A 26,678-nucleotide genomic window follows, 5' to 3' on the forward strand; every position below is an offset into this window, starting at 1 on the left:
CTCTTATACGAGAGATTTCTTCAACTCTTCGATTGCTGCCCCTCGGTCACTCTTATTGTAGATGGCAGATCCAGCTACAAATACGTCTGCACCCGCTTCGGCACAAACGGCAGCCGTTTCAGGGTTGATGCCACCATCCACTTCGATTTCGAGTGAAGGATTGGCTTCATTTGCCCATTCACGGATCTGCTTAATTTTCGGTACGACCGACGGGATGAATGATTGCCCGCCGAATCCCGGGTTCACGGTCATCAATAGGACCATATCGACATCTTGCAAGACAGGTCTGATCGATTCTGCAGGAGTACCTGGATTCAGGACGACACCCGCTTTGACTCCTTTGCTTTTGATCATTTGGATCGTTCTATGCAGATGGGGGTCTGCTTCTACATGGACGGTAATATAGTCCGCTCCCGCATCGGCAAAAGCTTCGATGTATTGACTTGGGTTTTCAATCATGAGATGTACGTCCAAAGGTAACGCTGTTAGTGGACGGATCGCTTTTACGATCATTGGCCCAAGCGTAATATTCGGTACGAAGTGGCCATCCATGACGTCTACATGGATATAGTCCGCTCCCCCTTTTTCAACATCTTTAATTTCATTGCCCAGCTCTGCAAAATTGGCAGAAAGAATGGATGGTGCGATTTTCATATTTAATACCTCGGCTTTCTTTCTTTTATTTCTTTATGGAAAGTCAAATAGTGATCGTAGCGGTAATCAGGGATCCTTCCCGCTTCAACGGCGGATTTCACGGCACATTTCGGTTCATTGATATGAAGACAGCCCCTGAATTTACACTCTTCGGCCACTTCGACCATTTCAGGGAAACATCGCGGAAGCTCTTCTATTTCAAGCTCTGAAAACTCCAGTGAACTGAATCCCGGGGTATCTGCGACCAGCCCATCCTTAATATCGATTAGTTCCACATGGCGGGTCGTATGTTTCCCTCGGCCCAAGTGGGAAGAAATCATGGCCGTCTTCAGCTCCAGTTCGGGATTCAATGCATTCAAAAGGGACGATTTCCCCACTCCCGACTGCCCCGCAAACACCGAAATTTTATCTTTTAAATACGGAGTCAGCTCCTCTAGGCCATGTTCTGTTTTGGAAGACGTCATCAAAACTTCATATCCAAAAGAACGGTACTCGCTCACATATTGTTCAATTTTTTCTGCTTCTTCCGACGTCACTAAGTCCATTTTGGTCACGCAGATCAGCGGTTCGATTCCTTTGCTCTCCACCAACACAAGAAAACGATCCAGGAGCGCAGGACTGAAATCAGGTTCACTGGCTGAAAAGACCAGAATCGCCTGATCGACATTTGCGATGGGGGGGCGTACCAATTCATTCTTCCGATCCAATACCTTCAGAATGTACCCATCCGTTTTGTTCTCTGCTTGAAATTCAACATAATCACCAACAAGGGGCGTGATTTTATTTTTACGGAAATTGCCCCTGCCCCTGCATTGCGTCACACTGCCTTCTGAGAGCACATAGTAAAATCCACTCAATGCTTTTACGATTTTTCCTTCAGGCATTCGAAACCTCCTATTCCATACGTTTATCTAAATATTTCCGTTATCTTCATTATGTATCATTCCCATTATAAATGAAAACAAGAGGACTGTCCCGTAGGTTCTATAAAAACCCGGGTACAGCCCCTTGGCACGTGAATGCTATTCTTCTTTAGGGTACTCGACAGTACCTCTTTTATACTCTTCACCGTCGACTAAAACAAGATATTCCCCTTTGGTTCCTTCTTCTAAAGTGAAGGTCATTGTAATGGTCGTATCTTCATAAATTCCCTGGACTTGGTCAGCATCACTGTCGTCAAGGTCACTGTCCTTATCGTCAATGAATATCTCCACGGATTGCGGCTTCCCTTCTTGTCCTTTATATGGGATGGTTATGTCTTCAGTAACCTCCTTAGTCGGTACTTCCTTCGGAGGTTCAGGACCCTTGGACATTATCACATAAACCGTTTCCCCTTTTGTAATGGGAGTACTTGCCACCGGCTTATGGGAAATCACCTTGCCCTCTTCTACTTCTGATGAGAATTCTTCACTTTGTACAATGATATTTATTCCTTTTGATGCTTCATATTTATCGAGTGCAGTTTGATCGAACCCTTCCAAGCTGTCAAGATCAAAGGATTCCCGCCCCTTACTGACCGTAAAGGTTATCGTCGTCTCCTCAGCCACGACTTCTTCCCCTGGTGATGGGTCCTGATCCGTGATCGTCCCCTGGGCCTCTTCCTCATTAAACTCTTCTTCTTTCTCTACCGTGAATCCCTTATCCTCTAAATCCGCAGACACTTCTTCAAAGTCCTTGCCGACATAATCATCGACTTCCACTTTTTCTTTACCTGTACTGACATAGATATCGACAGCAGATCCTTCATTCGCCATCCGGCCTGCTTTTGGATTGGTCTTGATCACATATCCTTCGGGAATTTCTTCATCGGATACCTTTTTTGTTTCACCAACCACAAACCCAGCTGAAATGATTGAGGATATCGCTTCGGTTTGATCCATTTCAGAAACGTTCGGCACTTCTATCTCTTTCGGCCCCAATAAACCAGGCACCATCGTGACAGCCGCGACGCCCAACAGGATCAATAAAAAGAATAAACCAATGATCACCATGGGCCACTTCTTCTTACTTTGTCCCTTCGGCGGTTTTGTTTTATCTTTTTTACCCTTCTTCCCCTCTTTCACTGGTGGGGTCGGCTTGGTTTGCACTTCATCTGTATTTGTCTGGTGATGGACGATCGTATCATCTAAATTCGAGTATGCCTTTTGATCCGTGATGACAGGGATCGCTTTTGTCGCCTCATCATCTAGAGGAACGGCGAATTTAGGTTCGTTCATGCGATCAGCATCAAGGGCCGTCGACAAGTCTTCATCCATTTCTTCAAGGCTCTCGTAGCGTCTGAAAGGATCCTTTGCCGTTGCTTTTAGTACGATATTTTCCACACTTTGTGGAATGTCCGGGTTCCACCTTTTCAATGAAGGTGTTTCCGATTGCAAATGCTTTAAGGCAATCGAGACAGCCGACTCTCCTGAGAAAGGTAATCTGCCCGTCAACAATTCGAACATGACGATCCCGAGAGAATAGATGTCCGATTTCTTTGTGGCCATCCCGCCTCTCGCCTGCTCAGGAGAAAGGTAGTGCACCGATCCGAGAACCGAATTGGTCTGGGTGATCGACGTGGCACTAAGGGCCATCGCGATCCCGAAATCGGTTATCTTCACATTTCCTTCTTCATCCAGAAGGATGTTATGAGGCTTGATATCACGGTGCACGATATGATTCTGATGAGCATGAGACATGGCGATTGTCAGTTGCTTCATGATATCGATTGCCTTGTCGACATTGACAGGCGAGTGTTGCTGTATGTATTGCTTTAGCGTCATGCCATGAACATATTCCATGACGATATAATAGAGATCATCCTCTTCTCCTACATCATAAATGCTCACAATATTAGGGTGGGCAAGACTAGTAGCAGATTGGGCTTCCCGTTGGAATCGTTTAATGAATTCCTCTTCATTGGCAAAGTCGATCCGGAGCATTTTAATGGCCACTTCACGATCAAGAATCACATCGTGAGCTAAATAAACGTTGGCCATTCCCCCTCCACCAATGAGTTTAATAATTCTGTAACGCCCACTGATGCGCTTACCTTCCATCATGTTATCACCCGCTTTCCGTTTCAGCGGCAAACTCGACAATTACTACGGTAATATTATCTTCACCGCCATATTCATTGGCTAAATGAACGAGCGACTCCCCTTTATTTTCCAGGGAGTGGTCCCGGGCCAATACCTCTTTCATTTCTTTTTCAGAGACTTTATTTGAAAGACCGTCTGAACAGAGAAGAATGATATCTTCCTCTTCGAACATGATCGTTTTAATATCCATCGTAATTGAAGCTTCCGTACCGATCGCTCTTAATATGACATTTTTTCTTGGATGATGCTCTGCATCTTCCTTTGAAATTTCACCGCTTCTCACCAATTCATTCACAAGCGTATGATCTTCGGTCAATTGATGAAATCCGTTTTCATTCAGGATGTACCCTCTGCTGTCACCGATATTGACAATCGTTGCAAACAAAGAAGTACAGATGGCTCCGACGAGAGTCGTACCCATCCCTTCGCATTCGGAATTGGATTGAGAATAAGTATATACTTCTTTGTTTACTTCGTTAATAGTTGATTTTAACCAATTTTCTGCTTCATCAGCGGTGTGAAATTTCTCGGTTTTCTCCCATAAGTCCTTTAAGATGGAAATGGTAAGCTCACTGGCAACGTCCCCTGCTCTGTGGCCGCCCATCCCATCTGCTACAACAGCTAAATGATCTCCATGATGATTCACGAATACACCGGCACTATCTTCATTCAGCTGCCGCACTTTCCCTTTGTCCGTAAAATAAACCGTCTTCACTTAGGTCACCTCTTCTCTTCTTCTGCACCTATTTCAAGTAGTTCCTTCTGCACATAACATACTAAAAGGTCTGTTGTACTTTTACGACTTTCACAGCGGATTTTCCTGCTTTACTTTCAACATTTGATGAATATCGACTCAATCCTTTTTCAGGAAGCACGAAATATAGAAGCCGTCCCCTCCGAAATCCTGTGGGAAAATTTGCATTTGGGTCCCGTCAATGAACGGTCTCACTGTTTCCGGGAGTTGATCGAGTGCATGAAACTCAAAGTCAGGGTGATCACTCAGAAAGGCTGAAACGGTTCCTTCATTTTCGTTGCGATCCACCGTGCATGTGCTGTATACCAGTAGTCCACCTTTTTTCAGCAAGGGTGCAACCGCTGAGAGGATATCGAGCTGAATCTTTTGAAGGGATAAGAGATCTGCCTCTTTCTTTGCATATTTAATATCCGGTTTTCTTCTGAGAACGCCTAAACCGGAACATGGTGCATCGACCAATATCCGATCGAAGCTTCCCTTTTCAAACTTCTCTCCTGCTTTCCTGCTATCAAGGGCAGCGGTGTGTACATTGGAAAGACCGAGTCGGGAAGCATTTTCGTCGATTAATTTGACTTTATGCTTATGGAGATCCAAGGCGTGGACTTCGCCGGTTCCGGAGAGTTTCTCTGCAATATGCGTCGTTTTCCCTCCAGGTGCTGCACACGCATCCAGCACTTTCATCCCTTTTTCAAGCTTTAAAGCATAAGAAACAAGCATCGAGCTCTCATCCTGTATCGTACATAACCCATTTCGGTATGCATCTGTTTTCGCAAGGTTCCCCCGAAGAGATTGGACCGCTTCCGGTACGATCGTACTTTCCTGCACTTCATTTCCGCTTTCCGCCAATTGCTTCAAGAGCTCTTCACGGCTGATCCTGGTAGTATTCACACGGGCCGTTTGGTGTGGAGCGATCAAGTTGGTTTCGCACATTTCTTTCGTCTTCTCTAAACCAAATTGTTCGGACCATCTCTTGACAAGCCAGTATGGATGACTCGTTTCGATAGCGACCCTTTCGACAGGATCTTTGATGGAGTCAAGAGTCGGTAGGCCTTTTCTCTGTACAGACCTCAATACCCCATTGACTAATCCTGTGATCCCCTTATGTCCCCTTTTTTTGGCGATTTCGACTGCTTCATAGAATACGGCGCGATCCGGAATCCTATCTAAGTAGACCAGCTGATAAAGGGATAATCGTAACAATTGACGAACCCAATCGTCCAGCTTACCTTTGATGAATGGGGCTAAATAGAAATCCAGCGTCATTTTGCGTTGAATGGTCCCGTATGTCAATTCCGTCAATAAACCGATATCCTTACTCGGCAGTTCGTTTTTTTCGATCACTGAATGAAGCAGTAAATTACTGTATGATTGATTCTTTTCCACTGCCTCGATGACATCGAGGGCAGCTTCCCGTACGGTTTTATTTCGTTTACTCATATTCTTCTCCTAACATCAGGCCAGCTTTTATATGTGCGCCCGCTCCCCTAAGGTAGTCCTTTGCACTCATCCTTTTTTTGCCGGAAGGTTGTAAATCGGTGATTTTGATCCCGGTTGAATTGCCGGTCGACACAACGAACCCATCCTCTTCAACCCCGATGATTTTTCCGGGTGATGACAGGGCCACGTCCACTTTTTCTCCCCACCATACTTTCATGACAGAGCCGTCTAAAGTGGTATACGCAACCGGCCACGGATGCAGTCCCCTGATATGATTGTAGATTTCTTCCCCGTCTTTCGTCCAGTCTATCTTCTCTTGTTCACGCTTGATATTCCGGGCAAAGGTCGCTTTTGAATCATCCTGTTTAACGGGGGAGATTTCCCCTCTCAGTAATGGAGGGATGGTGTCGATCAGTAATTTAGCACCTGCCACGCTCAGTTTGTCGTGAAGCGTACCCACATGATCACGTTCTTCGATTTCCACTTCCACTTGGCTTATGATGTCCCCCGCATCCAGCTTTTCCACCATATACATGATGGTGATGCCCGTTTTCTCTTTTCCCTGTAGAATGGAATAATGGATTGGCGCGCCTCCCCGAAGTTCAGGAAGCAGTGAGGCATGAACATTGATGCATCCATATTTAGGTGCCTCAAGCAAAGCGTTCGGAAGGATTTGTCCGAAAGCAGCCGTCACGATAAGATCCGGTTTTAAATCCAGCACTTGGGTTAACTCTTCTTCATTCTTTATCTTCTCCGGCTGGTAGACCGGGATGCCGTGCTTTTCAGCGGCCACTTTGACAGGTGGAGGCGTGAGTATCCTTTTCCTTCCGACGGGTCGATCCGGTTGTGTCACAACCGCGATCACATCATATTTTTCATCTATGAGAGATTGGAGAACAGGAACCGAGAAATCGGGTGTTCCCATAAAGATCACTTTCGTCATTAAGCTTCATACCCTTCTAATTCTTCTTCTGTGATATATTTTTCTACTTTTGTTGTAAATAAAATGCCGTGGAGATGATCGATTTCATGCTGTATTGCCCTGGCCAAAAAGTCCTCGGCTTGAAATTCAACCGTTCTTCCTTTCCGGTCTTGCGTACGCACTTTGATTGAGTAAGGACGGGTCACTTCTCCGTAAAGGCCGGGGAAGCTGAGACATCCTTCAAGATCGGTTTGAGACCCTTTCGCTTGTACGATTTCAGGATTGATCAATTCGATTGTTCCTGAATCATCACCAACATCGACGACCGCTACCTGCAGGTCGATTCCCACTTGTGGTGCTGCAAGTCCCACGCCATCTGCTTCAATCATGGTGTCGTACATATTAGCAAGTAATTTCTTTAACTTTTTATCAAAATCCGTTACCTTCTCACATTCTTTTTCGAGAATGGCATCGGGATGCATGACGATTGGAAGTATTGCCATAACTGTCCTCCATTTTTCTATTTGAATAGTGTTACATCATCATATAAGGGTTCACATCTATGGAGATGGTTAACCCTTGTGATGCATATTGCTGCTGAAATTGATCCAGTACTGTTTTTAACGTACTGGCAAGATTTGGTTCACGCTTGTATTTTATCAAACATTGATAGCGGTATCTATTTTTGATCCTGGGAATGGGAGATGCAACCGGCCCGAGGATAATCGTTGTATCGGATAGCTTTGAACGGACGAAAACCGTCATTTTCTCTGAAATATCAACGACCTTCATTAGATCTTCATGACTTAATGTGATCAGCGTAATGTAATAAAAAGGAGGATAGGAACCCATTTTTCTCATCATCATTTCCTGCTGATAGAAACGATTATAATCATGATTGGATGCTAATTCGATCGAGTAGTGCTCCGGTGTATATGTTTGTATGACTACTTCCCCGGGGAGCGTGTGCCTGCCAGCCCTTCCACTTACTTGAGTCAATAATTGGAACGTCTTTTCCGCTGCCCTGAAATCCGGCAGATGGAGCATCGTATCCGCACTGAGTACACCTACCAGGGTGATATTCGGAAAGTCCAGGCCCTTTGCGATCATTTGAGTACCGAGGAGTATATCTGCCTTACCTTCCCCGAAAGCCGTTAACAGCTTTTCATGTGAACCTTTCCGGGTTGTGGTATCCACATCCATACGAATGATCCTTGCATCTGGGAGGTGCTTCGTCAATTCCTCCTCTACCTTCTGTGTACCCGTCCCGAAATAACGGATATGCTCACTTGTACATTCAGGACATGTGGATGGGACCCCTTCTTCATAACCGCAATAATGGCATTTCATCCCATTGGAAAATTGATGATAGGTCAAGGAGATGTCGCAATTGGGACATTGCAGGACAAAGCCGCAATCCCTGCACATGATGAACGATGAGTGCCCCCTGCGATTAAGGAAAAGGACAGTTTGCTCTCCCCGTTCAAGCCTCCCCTGGAGCTTTTCGAACAGGTTGGTGGAAAACATGGAACGGTTTCCCTTCCTGAGTTCCTCTCTCATATCCACAATATCTACGGATGGAAGCGGGCCGTCATTCATCCGTTTATCAAGCGTCAATAATCCGTATACCCCTTTTGAAGACCGGGCGAAGGATTCCAGTGAAGGGGTCGCACTGCCTAAGATCACCGGGCATTGATGGAATTCCCCTCGATAGATCGCGACGTCCCGTGCGTGATAACGTGGATTTTCCTCTTGCTTGTAGCTGGTTTCATGCTCTTCATCGATGATGATGATCCCGATATTTTCAAAAGGGGCAAAAACGGCAGAGCGGGCTCCGACCACCACTTTCACTTCCTTGCGTTGGATCTTTCTCCATTCATCATACTTTTCCCCGACTGATAATCCGCTGTGAAGGACGGCGACATCGTCACCAAACCTTCCTTTAAAGCGGTGTACCATCTGAGGGGTAAGGGAAATCTCTGGAACAAGCACGATCGCTTCTTTCTCCTCCTCGAGTACCCGTTGGATGGATTGCAGATAAATCTCTGTTTTCCCGCTTCCTGTAACACCGTAAAGAAGAAATGTATGATGCTTCTCTTGATCAATGGTACTTAAAATGGGCCCGATCGCCTCTTCCTGCTGGGAAGTCAATGAGAGGGGAAATGTCTTCTCGAATGTTCTGTTTTCAAACGGATCACGGTACATTTCCACGTTTTTCTCAACAAGGATCCCTTTATGGACTAAAGATTTTACGGTACTTGAAGTCGTGGCCATCACTTCCGTCAGGGTGGATGCGAGTATCCCATCACCACCTGGTGCCGCATCCATCATATATTCGATGATTTGTTTTTGTTTACTGGCCTGTGGCGGCAAACCATCTTTCACTTCATCCACTTGATCGATCGGTACGTTCAGATAAAGCTTCCGTACGGTTTTTTTATTCCCTTTGGCTTTCACCCTGTAGATGACTTCGACAGACCCTTTTTTCACCTCTTTATGTATGAGGGGGAGAAGGCCGCTTTCTTCGATTGCATTCCAGGAGACCTCTCTTCCGTCCTGGAAAAAGCGTTGGAGGGAGAGATGGAGTTCACCCGGATTCCTGTTTTCTTCAAGTCGAAGGAATTTTTCATACTTCGCTTTCATGGCTGCTGGAAGCATCGCTTGAAAGGCTGAGATTTTAAAGCATAGGGTCTTCTCGGTCAACCAGCTCCCGAGTGCGAGTAATTCTTTATTCAGGACGGGTACGAGATCCATCGGTTCGACGATCGATTTGAGTTTCGAGACTTCCCCTTTTTCCTTTAATGCAATGACAAATCCCTGGATTTTCCTCGGACCAAAAGGCACGACGACCCTCATACCGGGAACGATGCTGCCTTTCCATTCATCCGGGATACTGTAATCATACGTTCGATCCGTCTGCATGGCAGGAACGTCGACAATGACGCTAGCTACGTTCATGTGAGGAACCCTTCTTCATGTGCCGGACGGCTTCTTTATAGATTTCTTTGGCTACCTCTAACTTTGATAATAAAGGCAGCTCGCGAGCGTCTTCCCCACTCGTGACAATCGATACTTTATTTGTATCTGTTCCGAACCCTGATCCCGTTTCTTTCACATTATTTGCGACGATCATATCTGCCCTCTTTTTCACAAGCTTCGCTTTCGCATATGCTTCGACGTTTGTCGTCTCCGCGGCAAACCCGATAAGGTATTGGTGTGTTTTCCTCTCACCAAGGCTCAATAAGATATCCTTTGTACGCTCAAATTCAATCACTAGATTTCCATCTTTTTTCTTTAACTTATCTTCATATATTTCTTTAGGGCGGTAATCGGCGACTGCTGCACTCTTTACGACGATATCTGCAGATGGAAATACTTCATGCACCCTATGATACATTTCTTCAGCAGTGGTCACGGAGACAAATTCAACACCTGCTGGAATCGGTAACACCGAAGGTCCGGAGATCAATACGACATCAGCTCCAAGGGAAACGGCCGCTTCAGCAAGGGCGTATCCCATCTTTCCGGTTGAACGATTGGAGAAGAATCGCACAGGATCCACCATCTCCCTTGTCGGACCGGCCGTGATCATTACTTTTCTCCCCTCAAGGAGCTTTCTTTCACTGTCACGGTCCTGGAAAAAACGGTCAACCAGCTCCACTACCTTCTCCGGTTCTTCCAATCTTCCCTTGCCAATATACCCACAAGCTAAATACCCTTCACTTGGTTCGACAAATTGATAGCCAAATCCAAAAAGGGTTTCAATATTCCGTTTTACCGCTGGATGATCATACATATGTACATTCATGGCCGGGGCTATCCACACCTGTGCCGTTGTTGCAAGAATCGTCGTTGTGATCATGTCATCTGCAATCCCGTTTGCAAGCTTCCCGATGATGTTTGCCGTGGCTGGTGCCACCAGTACGAGGTCAGCCCAATCCGCCAAGTCGATATGAGCAATTTTTGATGAATCTTTTTCATCAAAGGTGTCCCAATACACATCTTGACGGGATAATGCCTGAAACGTAAGAGGAGCCACAAATTTACGTGCCGACTCCGTCATGATCACCTTCACTTCAGCACCGCCCTGCACCAGTTTGCTTGTCAAGGCTGCCGCTTTGTATACAGCTATTCCGCCAGATACACATAATAGTATTTTTTTCCCCTGCATCATTCTACTTTCCCCCATTACTCTTTATCCTTCTTATATTATGAAGGATATTGATAGAAAAAGAAAATAGGGTTGTCCCGAAAGATGATGAAATCTTCCGAGTCAACCCCTGGAGTTATTCAATAAGATCCGCCAGTCTATTCATCAGAATAAACGGCTTTGGCGTCTCTTTCTTTCATAGATAACTGACCGGCATGAATTTCTTCAAGGGCTTTACCTACGAATTTATGAGAATCATAACGGTTCAAACGGTAATCCCCCGTGTCTTGCAGGTTTCTTGCACGCTTAGCCGCAATACTGACTAACGAATATTTAGAATCAATCTTCTTCATTAATGAATCAATGGATGGGTTTAACATTTATTCAGCCTCCAGCATATTTAAGTATCGTTGTTGCACTCGTTCCCGTTTGCAGTGTTCTGCCTGAACGATGGATTTAATCTTATCTACCGCATGTTCAATCTGATCATTTTCAACAATGTAATCGTATAAATTCATCATTTCGATTTCTTTTCTTGCGGTATTCATTCTGCCCCTGATCAAATCATCTGTCTCAGTGCCTCTTGTAACGAGGCGGTTCTGAAGTTCAGAAAGACTTGGGGGTGCCAGGAAGATAAATAAACCTTCGGGGAATTTATCCCTGACTTGTTGTGCACCTTGTACTTCGATTTCAAGAAAGACATCTCTTCCTGCATCCAGGGTTTCCCGGACATAATCTACAGGGGTTCCATAATAATTCCCTACAAACTCTGCATACTCCAACAGTTTTCCCTGCTCGATCAGCACTTCGAAATCCTCTCTTGATTTAAAGAAATAATCTACACCATCCACTTCTCCTTCACGGGGTTTCCGCGTGGTCATGGAGATGGAATATTCAAACCTTGTATCTTCCTGGGAAAAAATCGCTTTACGAACTGTTCCCTTCCCTACACCTGATGGTCCGGAAAGAACGATCAGCAATCCTTTTTCTTTCATTTATTTACCCTGCCCTTCTTCTACTAAATCCTCTTTATCTGTCAAACGATGAGCAACGGTTTCGGGTTGAACAGCTGAAAGAATAACGTGATCGCTATCCGTAATGATGACCGCCCTAGTTCTTCTTCCGTATGTAGCATCAACGAGTGTTCCCCGGTCCCTAGCATCTTGTATCAAGCGTTTGATCGGGGCTGATTCCGGACTTACGATTGAAATGATCCGGTTGGCTGAAACGATATTTCCAAATCCTATATTGATGAGCTTGATCGACATAACGCTCCTCCTAATCAATAGTTTAGTTTCGCCTGAATGATAGGAAACTAAACTTCTTATTCTACATTTTGCACTTGTTCCCTCAGCTTCTCAAGTGTTGATTTCAGTTCCACAACCATGGTGGCAATGAGGGAATCATTTGCTTTCGAACCAATCGTATTCACTTCCCTGTTCATTTCCTGGATCATGAAATCCAGTTTCCTGCCTACAGGACCACATTCGATTAATGTGGAGTGAAAGTACTGAATATGACTTTTAAGTCTTGTCAATTCTTCCGTTATGTCAGACTTATCGGCAAAGATGGCCACTTCCGTAAGCAAACGGCTTTCGTCGAAAGATGCTTCGTTGTATTCGGCAATCCTCTTTCTTAATCGTTCTCTATATTGATTGACCACTTCCGGAGCATGACTGGACAGTTCAATGATATTCTTTTCAAACCGACTAAGATGAATGAGAAAATCTTTCTTGAGAAGTTCCCCTTCTTTCTCCCGCATCTTTCTAAGGTCCAGCGCCGCTTCATCCACAGCTTTTAATACCAGATTCTCGAGCTCTTCATTTTCTTCTTCCATTTCTTCAATCATGATGAATTCTTCTCTGTTCAAGAGATGGGATAATTGCACTTCATCTTTTAAGGAAAAGGTTTCTTTCACTTTATTTACTAACTGATAATAATCTTGAATGAGCTTCCAGTCAATATGAAGATTTTTATGCACAAGGCCGTCCCCAGTGATGGTAATGAAAATATCAACTTTCCCTCTTTTTACATTTTGGGATACCTGCTTCTTGATTTTATCCTCTAGCTTCATTAATTGTCGCGGCATTTTTATGTAACATTCACTGAATCTGTGATTCACGGATTTCATTTCAACCGTTACAGTATGTTGTTCAGAGTCTGATTTGCTTCTTCCAAAGCCTGTCATACTGACAACCATTACGATCACATCCAATCCTTTGACGGTATTCGTATGTAAGATAACCGAATTCACTTTCATCCCGTGCTGATATATTGAGAGGGGAAGCACTCACTTATGTACAACATATCGCTTTATATAAAAAAGGTAATAGAGGATTTTCTCTATTACCTTTTGGATTATACCACATTTCACTGTTTTTTTCTTGCAAAAAATGACCCTGCCAGCAAAAAGGTTGGTACGGAGCTTAAACCAATGATCAAGAGCCAATCCTTCAATACGATCGGGACTGTATGGAAGATCGGTTGCAGGGAAGGGATATAGATGACTAAGAGCATTAATATGAGTGAAGATAATACGGCAAAAACGAGATACATGTTCCCGAACGGATTTCTTGAAAACACCGAAACTTCACTTCGGCAGTCGAACACATGAATCAGTTGAGCCATGACCAGAGTAGCGAACGCAACGGTTTGGGCATACGCCAGGTGATCAGGATGAGTCTTATACGACAGTATGAACGCAAGCAGCGTCGCCCCGCCGATCAAGAATCCCCTGGAGACCACTTTCCACCCTAGCCCCCTTGCAAACACACCTTCCTTTGGATGTCTCGGTTTTCTTCTCATAACATCATCTTCCGGCTTATCTAGACCAAGTGCCATGGCAGGGAGACCATCAGTCACGAGGTTCACCCATAAAATCTGAATCGGCACCAATGGAAGCGGGAGAGCCAGAATCATGGCAAATAACATGACGAGGATTTCACCGACGTTCGAAGCCAACAGATATCGAATGAACTTCCGGATATTTTCATAGATGTTCCTCCCTTCCTGAATGGCTGATTTAATCGTAGCGAAGTTATCATCCAACAGGACTAACGATGAAGATTCCTTTGATACATCAGTGCCAGTAATCCCCATGGCGACTCCAATATCCGAGGATTTAATGGCAGGGGCATCGTTGACCCCATCACCTGTCATCGCTACGACATGCCCCCTGTTTTGCAGGGCTTTGACGATTTTCAGCTTATGCTCGGGTGATACACGTGCAAACACCGACACTTCATCCACTATTTCTTCCAGTTCAGGCACTTCCATCTGGTTTAATTCTTTTCCATCCATGACGCGGTCTTTATTTTTCAAGATGCCCAGCTGTTTGGCAATGGCTTTCGCCGTCAGAACATGGTCCCCGGTGATCATGACCGTCTTGATCCCGGCAGCACGACACTCTTTCACCGCCTGCTTCACCTCTGGTCTCGGAGGGTCGATCATCCCTTGTAAACCGATGAAGGTCACCCCTTCCTCCACGTCCTCTTCCACCAACGCTTCAACAGCACGATCCTTGATCGGTTTATACGCAATCGCAATGTTTCGTAAAGCATTGGTAGACATCTCACTGATGGCACCTTCTACTTTTTCGGTGATCTCTGGTGATTTCGGTTGAAGTCTTCCCTCCCACAGGACCGATTCGCTTTTCCCGACCAATACGTCAGGAGCGCCTTTCGTTACGGAGAAGTGCTTTCCATTCTGATCCACCACGATGATACTCATCATCTTCCTTGTGGAATCAAAAGGGAACTCTTTGACAATCGTGAATTTTTTCTGCAATGATTCCCTGGAAAGCCCGGCCTTTAACCCTGCTACAAGAAGAGCCCCTTCAGTGGGGTCACCATCGACGATAAAGGTTTTTTCACGGGTCACAAGCTCGGCATGATTGCACAGCATCCCGAAAGTCAACAGCTGCTGCAGTGCATTCTCACTGTGAGGCGTCACCCTTTTTTCCCCGGTATAAAATTGGCCGTCTGGTTCATAGCCGGTGCCGGTGACGGTCCACGTCCTTCCTCCACTCCACATATGTGTAACCGTCATTTTGTTCTGGGTCAAGGTTCCGGTTTTATCAGAACAAATCACCGATGCACAGCCTAATGTTTCCACTGCAGGCAGCTTTCGGACGATGGCTTTCTTCTTGATCATTCTTTGAACACCTAGGGAAAGGGCAACCGTCACAATGGCTGGCAACCCTTCAGGTATGGCTGCTACGGCCAATGAAACCCCGGCTAAGAACATCGTATACATATCATGGCCCTGTATCACGCCGATTCCTACCACTAATCCGGTCAGGACAAGAGCAACCGTAATGAGGATCTTCCCTAACTCTTCCAGTCTTCTCTGAAGAGGGGTCGTCATGGTTTCCGCGTTTTGGATCATATCAGCAATTTGCCCCATCGCCGTTTTCATACCAATCGAAGTCACGACACCAATTCCATTTCCCCTCGTGACCATCGTCCCCATAAATGCCATGTTTTCCAAGTCCCCAAGACTCATATTTTCACCATTTACAGGGTTTGTGGATTTGGTGACGGGTAAAGACTCCCCGGTAAGGGCGGATTCTTCTATTTCAAGATTATTTGTTTCAATGAGACGTACATCCGCCCCGATCCGGTCTCCACTTGCAAAGCGGATGACATCCCCAATGATGACATCCTTAGAAACGATTTTTACCCACTTACCGTCCCTTAACACTGAAACCTGGGGTGCAGAGAGCTCCTTTAAAGCCTGAAGCGACCTCTCGGCTTTCCGTTCCTGGAAAAAGCCTAAAAAGCCGTTAATGAAGACAATGGCAATAATGGCGATGGCATCGATGTATTCACCGAGTAAACCTGAAATGAGGGTGGCTGCCAATAACACGAGAACCATAAAGTCCTTGAACTGACTGAAAAACAACAATAAAGCTGACTGCTTCTCAGCTTCTTCTAATTGATTGTACCCAAATTGTTTCCGTCTGATTGCTACCTCTTCTGTTGAAAGCCCTTCTTGATAATTGGTATTTAATGACTTCTCTATGTCCTCTTGTCTCATCTCATGAAATTTCATGCAACCATGTCACTCTCCTCCTACGATACGAAAAGTTGTCCTTCTCATAGCATTCTTATTCAGACTCGTCCTAAAAAATGATATGATTTAAGTATGTTTTGCATTTTCCCTTTCGGGGAGATAAAATCGGTTACATTTGATACACTTTTCAACCACTCCCTAGTCGGAAGAAATCAAACTATACTGAAATCGCATGAAGCAGAGGATGTTATATATGTCATTTGATGGATTATTCACAAGAAACATGACGAAAGAATTGAATGAAAACCTATTACACGGACGCATAAACAAAATACACCAACCTTATAAAAATGAAATCATCCTGGTCATCCGGGCAAATGGAAAGAACCATAAAGTGCTCTTATCCGCTCACCCAAGTTACTCCCGTGTTCAATTGACCGCTGAGAATTATGACAATCCATCGGTCCCACCGATGTTTTGTATGCTGCTGAGAAAACATCTTGAAGGGTCGATCATTGAAGGGATCAATCAGATTGGATTAGATCGGATGATTGTATTCGAAGTGAAGGGCAGAAATGAGATCGGGGATGTATCTTATAAACAACTGATCATTGAAATAATGGGCCGGCACAGCAATATCATCCTGGTCGATAAAGAAAGAAATATGATTCTTGACAGCATCAAGCATATTTCACCAAGCATGAACACGCATCGTACTGTATTGCCTGGCCATACCTACGTGTTGCCGCCTCAACAGGATAAAATCGATCCACTCGAAGCAGAGACTGTAGATGTTTTACGTGCCCTTGATTTCAATTCGGGTAAGCTTGATAAACAGATCGTCCAATCTTTCGCCGGTATCTCACCGCTTTACGCGAAGGAAGTCGTACACCGTGCCGGAATCGGTAGCGGGGCAGCCATTGCCGAGTCATTCGTATCTTTGATTGCTCATGCAAAGAACTATTGTTTAACGCCAACCCTGATCACAGCAGATAAGGAAACGTTCTACTGGATGGACCTTCAACATCTCCAGGGTGAAAAACAAACATTTCCTTCCTTGAGTGAACTGCTTGACCGTTTCTTTTATCAGAAGGCTGCACGCGATCGAGTCAAGCAACAAGGAAATGACCTGGAGCGGTTCATTCGAAATGAAAGGGATAAGAACGTCAACAAAATAACGAAACTTGAGCGAACGCTTGACGATGCACAACAGGCTGACCGCTATCAGCTGCTCGGTGAACTCCTTACTTCGAATCTATATGCCGTGGAACGTGGGATGACGGAGGTGAGCGTAGTCAATTATTATGACGAAAACGGGGAAAGTATCACGATTCCATTAAATCCTCAAAAATCGCCTTCCGATAATGCTCAGAATTATTTCTCACGTTATCAAAAAGCCAAGAATGCTATAAAGATCGTCCATGAACAAATTGAAAAAGCACAGGAAGAAATCGTGTATCTCGAACAATTACTGCAACAACTAGAATCGGCTTCAACGAAAGATGTGGAGGAAATCAGGGAGGAACTCGAAGAAGAGGGTTACCTGAAGGTCCGAAAGCAAACCAAAAAGAAAAAGGCCAATACAAAGCCCGTACTGGAACAATACACGTCAACTGACGGGACACAGATCCTGGTCGGTAAAAACAATAAACAAAACGACTACTTGACCAACCGTGTTGCAGGAAGAGATGAAGTCTGGCTTCATACGAAGGATATTCCCGGTTCTCACGTTGTCATCAAGAGTCCTAACCCAACTGATGAAACGATCAAGGAAGCGGCCAATATTGCCGCATACTTCAGTAAAGCCCGTGAATCAAGCTCCGTACCCGTTGATTATACCGAAGTCAAACAGGTCAAGAAACCAAAAGGTGCCAAACCAGGATTTGTCATTTATGAAGGACAGCAAACCGTTTACGTGACACCGGATCTGGATTTGGTCCGATCGTTAAAAGATTGATATAGGTCAAGATGCACTTTCATTCAGTGATGATTTGACTGGATGAAAGTGTTTTTATTTAGAAAAATGACAAAAAGCAACTCAAAAAACGAGTTGCTTTCCACCTTACATCCCCCATGTCTCAGGGTCTTTTCTCCAAAGCTTCAATTGTTCCAATTCACTTTCACGGATGATCTCATTTTGGACCGCCACCTCAAGTAGGCTTGAATAATCGGATAGGCTATAGGATGTAATGTTTTGCTCTTCAAGCATCTTTTTCCCTTTCTCCAATTCATAAGTGAAGATCGCCACAACCCCTAATACGTCACATCCCGCTTCTCTTAAGGCGTCAACCGCAGTTATACAGCTGCCTCCCGTGGAGATCAGGTCTTCGACGACGACGACCTTTTGTCCCGGGGCTGCGATCCCTTCAATCTGCTTTCCTTTTCCATAGGCTTTAGGCTTTGACCTGACATAACACATGGGAAGATTTAATTTCTCACTCACCCACGCGGCATGTGGAATTCCCGCAGTCGCTGTCCCGGCGATCACTTCTGCTTCTGGAAAGTGTTTTCGGATCAGCTCGGACAGTCCTGCAGAGATGCTGTTTCGCACTGAAGGATACGACAGCGTCAGTCGATTATCACAATAAATTGGTGACTTTATGCCGGACGACCAAGTGAATGGCTCCGCCGGGTTTAAAAATACGGCTTCGATGTCGAGTAATTTCTTTGCGATTTCATGTTTCATTCTTTGCCCTCCCATTCATGTACGATCCGCTCATAGGCAAGGACCGGATTTGCAACACCTGTAATGCTTCTTCCAACGACTATGTAGGAAGAACCCATTTCTTTCGCCATTTGCGGTGTAGTGACTCTTTTTTGATCTCCTAAGTGATCTTCTGCTAACCTGATCCCGGGAGTGACCCGTAAAAAATCATTCCCGCAGTGTTCTTTTATCAGTCCCGATTCGTGGGGGGAACACACCACTCCATCTAGTCCCGCCTGCTTCGCAAGAGTGGCATAATGCAGGACAGACTCATTGATGGTAGTGTGGATAAGCTGTTCTTCCTGCATCTGTTCTTCCGTTGTCGAGGTCAGTTGAGTGACAGCGATCAGATTGGGCCGTTTATGATTGGCAGGGGTTCCGGCATGGAGACCCTCCAGCGCTTTTTCCATCATCATGCCGCCACCTGCAGCATGGACGTTGATCAGCTCCAGGTCGAATCCTGCAAGTCCTTTCATGGCTCCGTACACTGTATGAGGGATATCATGAAGCTTAAGGTCCAGGAAAATCCGATGATTTTTATTTAATATCTTCTCAATGATTGCCGGACCATTTTGAAGGTACAATTCCATACCGACCTTCACATTCAGACTTTCTGTAAATTGATCCAGGAAGGTTGAAGTCATCTCCCATGTCGGGAAATCAAGTGCTATGAACGGTGCTCGATTCATGCTTCCCCCAGCTCCTTCCGGTTAATTGTGATATATGCTCGACTCCGAGCTCCTCAAGTAGAGGAGGTAACTCATTGATGATCCGCTGACATACGAATGGATCAACGAAATTCGCCGTCCCGACTGCGATGGCACTGGCTCCGGCATAGAAGTATTCAATCACATCTTCAGCTGATTGTATTCCACCCATCCCGATAATCGGGAGATCCACCTGCTGGCTCACTTCATAAATCATCCTGATGGCAACCGGTTTGATGGCAGGGCCGGATAATCCCCCGGTCTTGTTCGCAAGAACCGGCTTGCCCGTCTTCATATCCAACCTCATCCCGAGGAGTGTATTGATCATGGTCAGTCCATCCGCCCCTCCCGCTTCCACAGCCTTGGCCATGTCGACGATATTGGAGACATTCGGTGATAATTTCACATACAGCGGTACCTGTGATACTTCTTTAACCTTCTCAGTCAATTCCTTAGCCACTTCAGGGATGGTACCAAAAGCGATTCCTCCCGTTTTGACATTGGGACAGGAGATATTGAGTTCAAGTGCAGTTACATTTTCAGCGGAAGAAATGACCCTTGCCACTTCCACATAATCTTCCACTTGGGAACCTGCCACGTTTGCAATGATCGGTACATCAAACTGTGAAAGCCATGGAAGTTCGTTTTCCATCACACCGGTGAGTCCGGGGTTTTGTAACCCGATTGCATTCAGCATACCCCCGTTTGTTTCAGCAACCCTTGGAGTAGGATTTCCAAAGCGGGCCTCTTCCGTCGTCGCTTTGATCATGATCGCTCCAAGCTCGCTCAAATCATAAAACTGACTATATTCACGACCGAAACCAAAGCAGCCTGATGCCGGCATGACCGGGTTTTTTAAAGACAAGCCTGGCAATTCGATTTGTAATGATTTCATAAAAGCACCGCCCCTACTGGAAATACCGGTCCGTCACTGCAAACCTTTACGTAACTCGACCCTTCAGGATCATCCTGTTTATGACATACGCAGGCGAAACACGCCCCGATTCCGCATCCCATCCGCTCTTCTAATGAGATGAAACCGCGTTTGCCCTCCAATTGCCTTTCAAGAGCTTTCAGCATGGGTGTCGGTCCACAGGAATAAAACACATCAAAGTCCGGCTTCTCTTCAGAGATGACATCTGTGACAAATCCTTCACTCCCAAGTGAGCCGTCGACAGTTGCAACATATGTGAGCCCAAGTTCCCCGAACTTATCTTCATAAAAGCTGACTGATTCATTTTGAAAACCAAGAATGTGCTTCACTGCCCAACCGTTTTCTACAAGCTTCCTGGAAAGACCGTAGAGGGGAGGAACACCAATCCCTCCACCTATTAACAGTGCGGTCTTACGTTGGCCTTCCACGGAGAAACCATTTCCTAAAGGTCCCAATACGTCGACCCTTTCACTACGATCCACCAGGGTAAGGAGTCGTGTCCCTTTCCCTTCAGCCCGGTAGATCAGGGTCATGGTATGTTGTTCAGGGTCGTGGGAGGCGATGGAAATCGGCCTTCTCAGTAAAGGGTCGATTCCCGTCCCTACTTTCACATGAACGAACTGTCCAGGGGCCTTTATTTCATCCACCAGATTCCCTTGAAGAACGAGTTCATAAATGTTTTCAGCTATCCGTTCATGAGAAAGCACAACCATGTTTTCGTTAACGATCATTGATAAACCGCCTCTTTCACTTTCGGTAGTGAGTCAAGTGCCTCTGCTGAGAAAGTCATGGATTCAATCACTCTCAGGATGGCTTCTGCAGTGTCCAGTGACGTAAGACAAGGAATTCCGTTTTCAACCGATTCCCTACGAATTCTGAATCCATCCCGGGCAGGCTGCTTTCCTTTTGTCAATGTATTGATGACAAGCTGTGTTTCACCGCTTTGGATGATATCCAATAATGTAGGTCCGCTGGATCCGATCTTATCCACTTCACGGACAGTGATACCTGCCTTGGCCAAATGCTCTGCCGTCCCCTTGGTTGCGAGGATTTGATAGCCGATATCGATAAAGCGTTGTGCCAGGAGGACTGCTTCATCCTTGTCTTTATCTGCTACGGTCATGAGCACGGAGCCATATTCCTTCATTTGCATTCCTGCAGCGACCATCCCCTTGTAAAGTGCCTTTTCCAAGGTCTGATCTTTCCCCATTACTTCCCCTGTAGATTTCATCTCAGGTCCGAGCGTAATGTCCACCCGTCTAAGTTTGGCAAAGGAGAAGACCGGAACTTTGACGTACACACCCTGTTTTTCAGGAACCAGTCCTGATTTATATCCTTGATCTTTCAGGGATAAACCAAGGATGGACTTGGTTGCAATATTCGCCATTGGAACATTTGTGATTTTACTGATGAATGGCACTGTCCGACTGGAACGAGGGTTCACTTCCAGAACGAATACTTCGCCTTTTGAGATCACATACTGGATGTTCAGTAAACCGATAATGTTCAATCCTTTTGCCAGTCTGGTCGTATAATCGATAATGGTCTGTTTCTGTTCCTCCGTGAGTTGCTGTGGAGGATACACCGCGATGGAATCCCCTGAATGAACTCCCGCACGTTCGATATGCTCCATAATTCCCGGGATGACCACGTCTGATCCGTCTGAGATGGCATCCACCTCGATTTCCTTGCCGATCAGATAACGGTCGATCAATACCGGGTGCTGTGGATTGACCTTTACAGCATTTTTCATGTATTGAAGCAGCTCTTCTTCCCTGTAGACAATCTCCATTGCCCGTCCTCCGAGGACGTACGAAGGCCTTACGAGAACCGGGTAACCGATGCTTTTTGCTATTTCAAGTGCCCCTTCTACGGAAACTGCCGTTTTGCCTTCCGGTTGAGGAATGCCGAGTTGGTTCAAAGTATGCTCAAATTTATCGCGGTTCTCTGCGCGATCCAGATCCTCAAGTGAAGTACCCAAAATCTTGACTCCTCTTCTCACCAGCTCATCTGCCAGATTGATGGCCGTTTGTCCACCAAACTGGACGACGACTCCCTTTGGCTTTTCTAGGTCGATGATGTGCATGACATCTTCCACCGTCAGTGGCTCGAAATATAATTTGTCCGAAATACTGAAGTCGGTCGAGACCGTTTCTGGATTGTTATTCACGATGATGGCCTCATAACCCGCTTCCTTAATGGCCCAAACAGAGTGAACGGTGGCATAATCAAACTCCACTCCCTGTCCGATCCTGATCGGTCCCGAACCGAGGACGATGACACTCTCACGTTCTGTGACCCTTGATTCATTCTCATCTTCATAAGTTCCGTAGAAGTAGGGAGTTTCAGATTCGAACTCTGCTGCACAGGTATCTACCATTTTATATACCGGGATAAGGTCCTGCTCTTTTCTCCAGGTATACACATCTGCTTCCGGGCTCCCCCATAACCGTGCCATGGTGATATCCGAGAAGCCCATGCGCTTCGCTTTTTGTCCAAGTTCAAAGCTGAAGGGGTTCAATGCCAATTCTTTTTCAAACTCTATGATTCTATTCATTTTATATAAGAAGAAAAGGTCGATCTTGCTCCATTCATGAATGGTCTCGATTGTGACTCCCCTTCTCAGCGCTTCGCCGATATAGAAGAGACGCTCATCCCCTGCTTTCCTGATCCTTTTCTCTATCCACTCGTCTGTAAATTGATCCGCGTCACTCAATTCCATATGATACGTATTGCTTTCAAGGGAGCGGATCGCTTTCAATAATGATTCTTCGAAGGTCCGGCCGATCGCCATCACTTCTCCGGTTGCTTTCATTTGAGTACCAAGGTTTCGTTTTGCAGCTTCGAATTTATCAAATGGCCATCGTGGGATCTTCGTCACAACATAATCCAGTGCAGGTTCGAATGATGCATACGTTTTACCCGTCACAGGATTCATCATTTCATCCAATGTCAGACCGACGGCGATCTTCGCTGCAAGCTTTGCAATCGGGTAGCCGGTCGCCTTGGATGCCAGGGCAGATGAACGGCTCACCCTGGGATTGACTTCTATGATGTAATACTGGAAGCTGTCAGGGTCGAGTGCCAACTGAACATTACAGCCTCCCTCGATTCCCAGCTCACGGATGATATTCAGACTTGTATTCCTGAGCATTTGATATTCGCGGTCACTTAATGTTTGACTTGGTGCCACCACGATCGAGTCTCCCGTATGGATCCCCACCGGATCTATATTCTCCATATTACACACCACGATGGCGTTATCGGCTGCATCCCGCATAACCTCATATTCTACCTCTTTAAAGCCTGCAATACTTTTCTCCAGAAGGCATTGTGTGACAGGGCTGTATTTCAGTCCTGAGCTTACAATCTCGACCAATTCGTCTTCGTTGTGACAGATTCCCCCTCCGGTACCACCCAAAGTATAGGCTGGACGGACAATGACCGGATACCCAATTTCGTTCACAAATTGATAGGCTTCATCCAGGGAATGGATGATTTCACTGTCCGGAACCGGTTCTCCCATTTCATTCATCAAGTTCCTGAACAAATCACGGTCTTCCGCTTTCTCGATGGCAGATAGCTTCGTCCCGAGGATTTCAACTCCGCATTCTTCCAAGACCCCGGACTGGGCCAGTTCAACAGCCATGTTCAATCCCGTTTGGCCACCTAATGTAGGCAGCAGCGCATCCGGACGTTCTTTACGGATGATCCTGCTGACGAATTCAAGTGTCAATGGTTCGATGTATACTTTATCTGCCATTTCAGCGTCTGTCATGATCGTGGCAGGATTGGAGTTTACGAGGATGACCCTGTAGCCTTCCTCTTTCAATGCGATGCAGGCTTGTGTTCCGGCGTAATCGAATTCCGCCGCTTGTCCAATGATGATAGGTCCGCTTCCGATAACCAAGATGCTTTTAATGTCTGTACGTTTAGGCATGTTGAAGCTCCTTTCTTTTCTCTTCTTTCATCAACTGCAGGAAATCATCGAATAAGTAGTTGGAATCCTCAGGTCCCGGAGAAGCTTCAGGGTGATACTGCACCGTAAATGCCGGAAAGTCCAAATGTTTCAATCCTTCTACCGTTCCATCATTTATGGCCAGGTGAGTGACCTGTAATCTTGACCCGGCTAAAGACTTTTCATCAACTGCATAGCCATGGTTCTGTGAAGTCAGTGCGACCTTTCCAGATTTTAAATCTTTGACTGGATGGTTGCCGCCACGATGTCCAAATTTCATTTTGAAAGAGTCCCCTCCACACGCCAGGGCAAATAATTGATGTCCGAGGCAGATACCGAAGAGTGGAATTTCACCAAGCAGTTCCTTGATTGTTTCAATCGCCTGGGGTACATCTTTCGGATCCCCCGGTCCATTCGATAACATGATCCCGTCAGGCTGCAGGCGTCTGATTTCTTCCGCTGAAGTATCATAAGGTACCACAATCACATCACAGTCACGCTTGTTCAATTCCCTTAGAATCCCGTGCTTCATCCCGAAATCCATCAACACCACACGGTAACCTCTTCCAGGGCTTGCATACGCCGTCTTCGTGGAAACCTGCTTGACCTGATCTGTTCGCAAATCGGTACCATGGAGCTTATCCAGCATTGCCCCGTAATCTAGTTCAGCGGAACAAATGATACCTTTCATGGCTCCATGCTTCCTGATGATCCTGGTTAACTTTCTAGTATCGATTCCTGATAATCCAGGTATTCCTTTTATTTTTAATAATTCATCCAATGTTGATTCATTTCTCCAGTTAGAAGGGAAGTCCGCCACTTCTCTCACAATGAACGCTTTGATGGCCGGGGTGATCGACTCAAAGTCGTCCCGGTTGATGCCGTAGTTCCCTACAAGGGGATACGTCAAGGTGACAAGCTGGCCGCAGTAGGATGGATCTGAGAGTATTTCCTGGTAGCCAGTCATGCTCGTATTGAATACCACTTCACCAATACTTACTTCATTTGCTCCGAATCCTTCTCCTACGAAAACCGTTCCATCGTCTAAAATCAGTTGTCTTTTCATTGTTCGTTTCCTCCTTCATTCCATACAAGAGATCCTTGATAAAAAGTTGCTTTCGGCCATCCTTTGCATTCCCATCCTTTGAATGGTGTGTTTTTCCCTTTTGACAAGAATCCAGCCGGGTCGATTTCTTTTGGTTCATGCAAATCGATGAGCGTAAAGTCCGCTTCTCCTCCTACTTCAAGTAGTCCAAACGGAAGATTAAATGCTTCACTTGGTTTGATGGTCATCCAGTCAATAAGCTGCTTCAGAGTAAAGACCCCTTTTTCCACAAAGGTTGTATAAAGTAGCGGAAAGGCGGTTTCCAACCCGACGATTCCGAACGGAGCGAGCTGCATCCCTTCCGACTTTTCGGCTTCCGTATGGGGCGCATGGTCGGTGGCGATGAAATCGATCGTTCCGTCCAACAGCCCCTCTATGAGAGCCTGTCGATCTTCTTTACTTCTAAGAGGCGGATTCATTTTGAAGTTGGGATCAAGCCCGGGGATATCGTCTTCAGAGAGGAGAAGATGATGCGGTGTCACCTCAGCCGTCACGTTGATACCGGCTTTCTTCGCATCCCTTACCACCCGGACAGATTCTTTTGTAGATATATGGCAGACGTGGTAGTGTACACCGGCTGCTTCAGCTAAAAGCACATCCCTGGATATATGTACAGCTTCACAGATGGAAGGAATGCCTGGCAGGTCATGCTCTTTGGAGAATTTCCCATCATGGACCGCTCCTCCATAAATCAAGGTATTCTCTTCACAATGGGCGACAATGGAGGCATTGATCCCGGCTGCCATCTTCATGGCTTGATACATCATGTCCGCTGATTGTACCCCTACCCCATCGTCTGTGAATGCAAATGCCCCGTTTTCTTTTAATGATGGTAAGTCATTAAGCTTATTCCCGATTTGTCTTTCCGTGATGGCAGCATACGGTAACACGCGAACACTTGCTGTTTCAGAGATCTTCTGATTAAGGGACTGAAGATTTTCCACTGAGTCGGGTACAGGTCTTGTATTGGGCATTGCCGCGATAGTGGTGAAACCACCTTTTGCTGCTGATTTCGTTCCCGTTTCGATGGTTTCCTTATGTTCGCCGCCCGGTTCCCTTAGATGGACATGCAGGTCGACAAAGCCTGGTGTAATCACTAACCTTTCTGCTTGAAACTCCTCATGATCTTTTCCTTTCAGCCCTGAACCGATCTCGATGATCTTCTTATCTTGCACCTTGACATCCACAGTCTCAAGATCACCATTCTTTGTTACAATTCGTGCATTACGGATTAACCAATTCATTTCAGATTCCCCCTAG

22 protein-coding genes are annotated in these 26,678 nt (G+C 45.7%); 1 reads left to right on the forward strand and 21 read right to left on the reverse strand.

Features of this window, described 5'->3' with window-relative positions:
- Positions 1-3 precede the first annotated feature (3 nt).
- From rpe to V8G47_RS04940, 14 genes are all read right to left on the reverse strand, one after another.
- Positions 4-654: a ribulose-phosphate 3-epimerase gene (gene rpe, locus V8G47_RS04875; RefSeq protein ID WP_336199098.1), complete on the reverse strand. Its 651-nt coding sequence runs from the start codon at positions 652-654 to the stop codon at positions 4-6.
- Positions 655-656: 2 nt separating this feature from the next.
- The gene (gene rsgA / locus V8G47_RS04880; RefSeq protein WP_336199099.1) at positions 657-1,538 is read right to left on the reverse strand and encodes a ribosome small subunit-dependent GTPase A; all 882 of its coding nucleotides are present in this window, start codon (positions 1,536-1,538) and stop codon (positions 657-659) included.
- A gap of 138 nt (positions 1,539-1,676) precedes the next feature.
- Positions 1,677-3,692 (reverse strand): Stk1 family PASTA domain-containing Ser/Thr kinase, encoded by a 2,016-nt coding sequence (gene pknB / locus V8G47_RS04885; RefSeq protein ID WP_442970797.1) that lies wholly within the window; start codon positions 3,690-3,692, stop codon positions 1,677-1,679.
- Between the two features lie 7 nt (positions 3,693-3,699).
- On the reverse strand, positions 3,700-4,449 hold the full coding sequence (locus V8G47_RS04890) for a Stp1/IreP family PP2C-type Ser/Thr phosphatase (protein WP_336199101.1): 750 nt from the start codon (positions 4,447-4,449) through the stop codon (positions 3,700-3,702).
- A 138-nt stretch (positions 4,450-4,587) separates the two neighbouring features.
- Positions 4,588-5,925 (reverse strand): 16S rRNA (cytosine(967)-C(5))-methyltransferase RsmB, encoded by a 1,338-nt coding sequence (gene rsmB / locus V8G47_RS04895; RefSeq protein ID WP_336199102.1) that lies wholly within the window; start codon positions 5,923-5,925, stop codon positions 4,588-4,590.
- A complete protein-coding gene (fmt, locus tag V8G47_RS04900; protein WP_336199103.1) occupies positions 5,918-6,868 on the reverse strand; it encodes a methionyl-tRNA formyltransferase in 951 nt (316 codons plus the stop codon). The genes rsmB and fmt overlap by 8 nt, the downstream gene beginning before the upstream one ends.
- A complete protein-coding gene (gene def, locus V8G47_RS04905; protein ID WP_336199104.1) occupies positions 6,868-7,350 on the reverse strand; it encodes a peptide deformylase in 483 nt (160 codons plus the stop codon). The genes fmt and def overlap by 1 nt, the downstream gene beginning before the upstream one ends.
- Positions 7,351-7,381: 31 nt before the next feature.
- Complete coding sequence (priA, locus tag V8G47_RS04910) at positions 7,382-9,805, reverse strand: primosomal protein N' (RefSeq protein WP_336199105.1); 2,424 nt, start codon at positions 9,803-9,805, stop codon at positions 7,382-7,384.
- Positions 9,792-11,021, reverse strand: a complete 1,230-nt coding sequence (coaBC, locus tag V8G47_RS04915) for a bifunctional phosphopantothenoylcysteine decarboxylase/phosphopantothenate--cysteine ligase CoaBC (protein WP_336199172.1) — start codon at positions 11,019-11,021, stop codon at positions 9,792-9,794. The genes priA and coaBC overlap by 14 nt, the downstream gene beginning before the upstream one ends.
- A gap of 134 nt (positions 11,022-11,155) precedes the next feature.
- A complete protein-coding gene (gene rpoZ / locus V8G47_RS04920) occupies positions 11,156-11,377 on the reverse strand; it encodes a DNA-directed RNA polymerase subunit omega (RefSeq protein ID WP_034755771.1) in 222 nt (73 codons plus the stop codon).
- Positions 11,378-11,992, reverse strand: coding sequence for a guanylate kinase (gene gmk / locus V8G47_RS04925; RefSeq protein ID WP_034755774.1), 615 nt, complete (start codon positions 11,990-11,992; stop codon positions 11,378-11,380).
- Complete coding sequence (gene remA, locus V8G47_RS04930; RefSeq protein WP_034755776.1) at positions 11,993-12,265, reverse strand: extracellular matrix/biofilm regulator RemA; 273 nt, start codon at positions 12,263-12,265, stop codon at positions 11,993-11,995. It lies immediately after the preceding gene.
- 56 nt (positions 12,266-12,321) lie between these two features.
- Positions 12,322-13,197, reverse strand: a complete 876-nt coding sequence (locus V8G47_RS04935) for a YicC/YloC family endoribonuclease (RefSeq protein ID WP_336199173.1) — start codon at positions 13,195-13,197, stop codon at positions 12,322-12,324.
- Positions 13,198-13,367: 170 nt separating this feature from the next.
- On the reverse strand, positions 13,368-16,049 hold the full coding sequence (locus V8G47_RS04940; RefSeq protein WP_336199106.1) for a calcium-translocating P-type ATPase, SERCA-type: 2,682 nt from the start codon (positions 16,047-16,049) through the stop codon (positions 13,368-13,370).
- Positions 16,050-16,263: 214 nt separating this feature from the next.
- On the opposite strand from V8G47_RS04940, the gene V8G47_RS04945 reads away from it, so the two are divergent.
- On the forward strand, positions 16,264-17,967 hold the full coding sequence (locus tag V8G47_RS04945) for an Rqc2 family fibronectin-binding protein (RefSeq protein WP_336199174.1): 1,704 nt from the start codon (positions 16,264-16,266) through the stop codon (positions 17,965-17,967).
- Positions 17,968-18,072: 105 nt separating this feature from the next.
- Here the strand turns inward: V8G47_RS04945 and pyrE are convergent, their stop codons facing one another.
- The 7 genes from pyrE to V8G47_RS04980 are packed head-to-tail and all read right to left on the reverse strand — an operon-like array spanning position 18,073 to position 26,662.
- Positions 18,073-18,696, reverse strand: a complete 624-nt coding sequence (pyrE, locus tag V8G47_RS04950) for an orotate phosphoribosyltransferase (RefSeq protein ID WP_336199107.1) — start codon at positions 18,694-18,696, stop codon at positions 18,073-18,075.
- Entirely contained in the window at positions 18,693-19,403 is a 711-nt protein-coding gene (pyrF, locus tag V8G47_RS04955; RefSeq protein WP_336199108.1) for an orotidine-5'-phosphate decarboxylase, read from the reverse strand. The genes pyrE and pyrF overlap by 4 nt, the downstream gene beginning before the upstream one ends.
- On the reverse strand, positions 19,375-20,316 hold the full coding sequence (locus tag V8G47_RS04960) for a dihydroorotate dehydrogenase (RefSeq protein WP_336199109.1): 942 nt from the start codon (positions 20,314-20,316) through the stop codon (positions 19,375-19,377). Before V8G47_RS04960 ends, pyrF begins: the two co-directional genes overlap by 29 nt.
- Positions 20,313-21,086, reverse strand: a complete 774-nt coding sequence (locus tag V8G47_RS04965; protein ID WP_336199110.1) for a dihydroorotate dehydrogenase electron transfer subunit — start codon at positions 21,084-21,086, stop codon at positions 20,313-20,315. The genes V8G47_RS04960 and V8G47_RS04965 overlap by 4 nt, the downstream gene beginning before the upstream one ends.
- A complete protein-coding gene (carB, locus tag V8G47_RS04970; protein ID WP_336199111.1) occupies positions 21,083-24,295 on the reverse strand; it encodes a carbamoyl-phosphate synthase large subunit in 3,213 nt (1,070 codons plus the stop codon). Before carB ends, V8G47_RS04965 begins: the two co-directional genes overlap by 4 nt.
- Positions 24,288-25,379 (reverse strand): carbamoyl phosphate synthase small subunit, encoded by a 1,092-nt coding sequence (locus V8G47_RS04975; RefSeq protein WP_336199112.1) that lies wholly within the window; start codon positions 25,377-25,379, stop codon positions 24,288-24,290. The genes carB and V8G47_RS04975 overlap by 8 nt, the downstream gene beginning before the upstream one ends.
- Positions 25,376-26,662, reverse strand: a complete 1,287-nt coding sequence (locus V8G47_RS04980) for a dihydroorotase (protein WP_336199113.1) — start codon at positions 26,660-26,662, stop codon at positions 25,376-25,378. The genes V8G47_RS04975 and V8G47_RS04980 overlap by 4 nt, the downstream gene beginning before the upstream one ends.
- Between the last annotated feature and the right edge of the window lie 16 nt (positions 26,663-26,678).

The sequence above is a fragment of the Rossellomorea sp. LJF3 genome (assembly GCF_037046045.1).
GTDB lineage: Bacteria > Bacillota > Bacilli > Bacillales > Bacillaceae_B > Rossellomorea.

Excerpts from the sequence above, each read along its gene's own strand:
- coaBC (WP_336199172.1), bottom strand. The coding sequence starts at position 11,021 with ATGATGCAGGGGAAAAAAATACTATTATGTGTATCTGGCGGAATAGCT.
- remA (WP_034755776.1), bottom strand. The coding sequence starts at position 12,265 with ATGTCGATCAAGCTCATCAATATAGGATTTGGAAATATCGTTTCAGCC.
- V8G47_RS04960 (WP_336199109.1), bottom strand. The coding sequence starts at position 20,316 with ATGAAATCATTACAAATCGAATTGCCAGGCTTGTCTTTAAAAAACCCG.
- gmk (WP_034755774.1), bottom strand. The coding sequence starts at position 11,992 with ATGAAAGAAAAAGGATTGCTGATCGTTCTTTCCGGACCATCAGGTGTA.
- V8G47_RS04940 (WP_336199106.1), bottom strand. The coding sequence starts at position 16,049 with ATGAAATTTCATGAGATGAGACAAGAGGACATAGAGAAGTCATTAAAT.
- priA (WP_336199105.1), bottom strand. The coding sequence starts at position 9,805 with ATGAACGTAGCTAGCGTCATTGTCGACGTTCCTGCCATGCAGACGGAT.
- V8G47_RS04965 (WP_336199110.1), bottom strand. The coding sequence starts at position 21,086 with ATGATCGTTAACGAAAACATGGTTGTGCTTTCTCATGAACGGATAGCT.
- rpe (WP_336199098.1), bottom strand. The coding sequence starts at position 654 with ATGAAAATCGCACCATCCATTCTTTCTGCCAATTTTGCAGAGCTGGGC.
- V8G47_RS04980 (WP_336199113.1), bottom strand. The coding sequence starts at position 26,662 with ATGAATTGGTTAATCCGTAATGCACGAATTGTAACAAAGAATGGTGAT.
- pknB (WP_442970797.1), bottom strand. The coding sequence starts at position 3,692 with ATGGAAGGTAAGCGCATCAGTGGGCGTTACAGAATTATTAAACTCATT.
- V8G47_RS04945 (WP_336199174.1), top strand. The coding sequence starts at position 16,264 with ATGTCATTTGATGGATTATTCACAAGAAACATGACGAAAGAATTGAAT.
- pyrF (WP_336199108.1), bottom strand. The coding sequence starts at position 19,403 with ATGAATCGAGCACCGTTCATAGCACTTGATTTCCCGACATGGGAGATG.
- V8G47_RS04935 (WP_336199173.1), bottom strand. The coding sequence starts at position 13,197 with ATGGTTGTCAGTATGACAGGCTTTGGAAGAAGCAAATCAGACTCTGAA.
- rsgA (WP_336199099.1), bottom strand. The coding sequence starts at position 1,538 with ATGCCTGAAGGAAAAATCGTAAAAGCATTGAGTGGATTTTACTATGTG.
- def (WP_336199104.1), bottom strand. The coding sequence starts at position 7,350 with ATGGCAATACTTCCAATCGTCATGCATCCCGATGCCATTCTCGAAAAA.
- rsmB (WP_336199102.1), bottom strand. The coding sequence starts at position 5,925 with ATGAGTAAACGAAATAAAACCGTACGGGAAGCTGCCCTCGATGTCATC.
- carB (WP_336199111.1), bottom strand. The coding sequence starts at position 24,295 with ATGCCTAAACGTACAGACATTAAAAGCATCTTGGTTATCGGAAGCGGA.
- V8G47_RS04975 (WP_336199112.1), bottom strand. The coding sequence starts at position 25,379 with ATGAAAAGACAACTGATTTTAGACGATGGAACGGTTTTCGTAGGAGAA.
- rpoZ (WP_034755771.1), bottom strand. The coding sequence starts at position 11,377 with ATGTTAAACCCATCCATTGATTCATTAATGAAGAAGATTGATTCTAAA.
- pyrE (WP_336199107.1), bottom strand. The coding sequence starts at position 18,696 with ATGAAACATGAAATCGCAAAGAAATTACTCGACATCGAAGCCGTATTT.
- fmt (WP_336199103.1), bottom strand. The coding sequence starts at position 6,868 with ATGACGAAAGTGATCTTTATGGGAACACCCGATTTCTCGGTTCCTGTT.